This is a genomic window from Mycobacterium sp. ABE4_509, assembly GCF_056160785.1.
Window position 1 is genome coordinate 1 of record NZ_JBSWXU010000266.1, and the last position, 2,541, is coordinate 2,541.

At 71.3% G+C, this 2,541-nt stretch carries 2 protein-coding genes; both read left to right on the forward strand.

Annotation, left to right across the window (positions count from 1 at the left end):
• On the forward strand, nucleotides 1-1,599 hold a 1,599-nt coding region (locus tag ACXAID_RS27695; RefSeq protein WP_475025371.1), incomplete at its 5' end, for an ABC transporter permease.
• Nucleotides 1,600-1,617: 18 nt separating this feature from the next.
• Nucleotides 1,618-2,223, forward strand: coding sequence for a DUF4126 domain-containing protein (locus ACXAID_RS27700; RefSeq protein ID WP_475025372.1), 606 nt, complete (start codon nucleotides 1,618-1,620; stop codon nucleotides 2,221-2,223).
• Nucleotides 2,224-2,541: the final 318 nt, after the last annotated feature.

The following is a 2,541-nucleotide window of genomic DNA, read 5'->3' on the forward strand; positions in this document are numbered from 1 at the left end:
GCCCGGGCCCGGCACGCGGCCCCGCCGTCGGCCTCGCCGTTCACGGGCACCGCGGACCTGGTCAGGCTGGCGTTGCGGCGCGACCGGGTCCGGCTCTCGGTGTGGATCTCGGTGCTGATCCTGACCATGCTCTACACGCCCAATGCCCTGGAGCTGGCCTACCCCGAACACGAACAACGGCTGACTCGGGTGGAACTGCTCAAGACACCGGCCGGCATCATGCTGGGTGGGCCCATGTTCGGCCGCAACGAAACCGAACTCGGGGCGATGATGGCCAATGAGCTGATGCTGACGTTGATCGTCGCCACGTCGATTCTGGCCATCCTCACCGTCATCCGGCACACCCGCGCCGAAGAGGAAAGCGGCACAGCCGAATTGGTGGCGGCCTCTCCCGTGGGCCGCTATGCCCGCACCAGTGCGGCGCTGATCGTGGTTGCCGCGGTGAACGTCGTGCTCGCCGCGGCGATGACGGCCGCGATGGCGGCTTCTGGGTTCGCCGTCGCGGACACCGCGGCGATGTGTATCGGCGTGACGGCGGTGGCGATGGTGTTCGGCGCGGTCGCCGCGGTCACCGCGCAGATGTGGCGGGTCGCGCGCGCGGCGACCGGTGCGGCGATGGCCGTGCTCGCGCTCGCGGCCCTGGTCCGCGGAATCGGGGATGTGATCGACAACTCGGGCAGCACGCTGAGCTGGTTGTCCCCCATCGCCTGGGCACAGCAGATGCGCGCGTTCGTCGACCTGCGCTGGTGGCCGTTGGGCCTGCTGATCGCGCTGGTGGTCGTGCTCGTCGCGGTCGCCGGCCTGCTCGAGGTGCGCCGCCAGTACGACGACGGCACGGTGGCCTCCTCCGGGGAGCGTCCCGGCGCGAAGCCGATCCGCGGTGTACTCGGACTGCACCTCGTCCTGCAGCGCGGCCTGCTGATCGGGTGGACGATCGGGCTGTTCCTGTCGGGTCTGGCGTTCGGCTCGATGACCAGTTCGCTGCGCGACGCCGCCGAGACGAACGAGCTCATCGCCAGGATGCTGGCCGCGCAGGGCAACGACGGCATCTACACCACGATGTCGCAGTTCCTGGCCGCGGCCGCGAGTGCGTTCGTGGCCGGCGCGGTGTTACGGGTGTACGCAGACGAACAGTCCGGCCTCGGGGAGGCCGTCCTGGCCACCGCGGTGTCGCGCTGGCGCTGGCTGTTCAGCGCCGTCGCCGCCACGGTGCTCGGCGCAGCCGTGCTGATGTTCTTCGCCGGCCTGGGCAACGGCCTGGGCGCGGGGCTGACGATGGGTGAACCACAGACGGTGCTGCGACTGACGCTGGCCGGGCTGGCCTATGTGCCCGCGCTGGCGGTGATGGCCGCGATCGCCGCCCTCGCGGTGGCGGTGCGGCGCGGTTGGATCGCCTGGCTGGCGGTGGGGTTCGTGATCACGGCGCTCTATCTGGGTGCGTTGCTGCGACTACCGGGCTGGCTGATCGACCTGTCCCCGGTGGGGCGGACCACGGTGCCCACCGACGTGCCCGTCGCGGCGATGGGGGCGATGGTGGCCGTGGCGGCAGCGATCACCCTGCTGGCGGGCTGGCTCTACCGGCGTCGCGACGCGGCGTGAGCAGCGCATACTTGTGCCATGGAGCTGCTGACCGGATTCGGCCTGGCCGCGGCCGCGGGGTTGAACGCCTACATCCCGTTGTTGGCGCTCGGGCTGCTGGCACGCTTCACCGATCTGGTGACGCTGCCGGCCGGCTGGGCCTGGCTGGAGAACGGCTGGGTCATCACGATCGTCGCGGTGCTGCTGGCCGTGGAGGTGGTCGCCGACAAGGTCCCGGCACTGGACAGCGTCAACGACACCATCCAGACCTTCGTGCGCCCCACCGCCGGCGGGATCGTGTTCGGATCGGGCACCGCGGCGCAGACGGCCGCGGTCACCGATCCGGGCGCGTTCGCCCAGTCGGGTGCGTGGATCCCGGTCGCGGCCGGAGTCATCGTCGCGCTGGTCGTGTCGCTGACCAAGTCGACGGTGCGCCCGGCGGCCAATGTGGCCACGGCCGGAACGGCCGCTCCGGTGCTCAGCACCCTCGAGGACGTTCTCAGCGTCGTGCTGGTGGTGTTGGCGATCCTGGTACCGGTGCTGGTGGTCGTGGCTGTGATCGTGCTCGCCTGGGCGGCGATGCGAGCGCCACGCCGCCGCCGACACCGCTCGGCGCTGGCTTCCGGCACACCCACCGAGGCCTGAGCCGCGCTCGCTGAAACGGCCGTGTCCGAGTAGGGCGATCCACGCCGGCGAGCGCCGGCGCCGATGGTGTGCGTGGTCCCGACGGTCGCCTCGAATCGTTGGTCTACCAATGGTGTTCGAGGAGTGGGGCGCCGCCCCTGGACGGCGCCCCACTGTCTCGATCAACGGTCAGGCGTCGCTGTCGCTCGATGCACTGCCGTCGTTGCCGCCCGCGGTACCGGAGTCACCGGCTTCGCCGTCGGCACCGGCCTCGCCGTCGGCCCCGTCCTCACCGTCGGTTGCGGTGCTGCCGCCCGTGGTGGCCGCCGAGCCGCCGGT

Bases quoted from the DNA above. Each gene is read 5' to 3' on its own strand.
- ACXAID_RS27700 (WP_475025372.1), top strand. From the start codon at position 1,618: ATGGAGCTGCTGACCGGATTCGGCCTGGCCGCGGCCGCGGGGTTGAAC.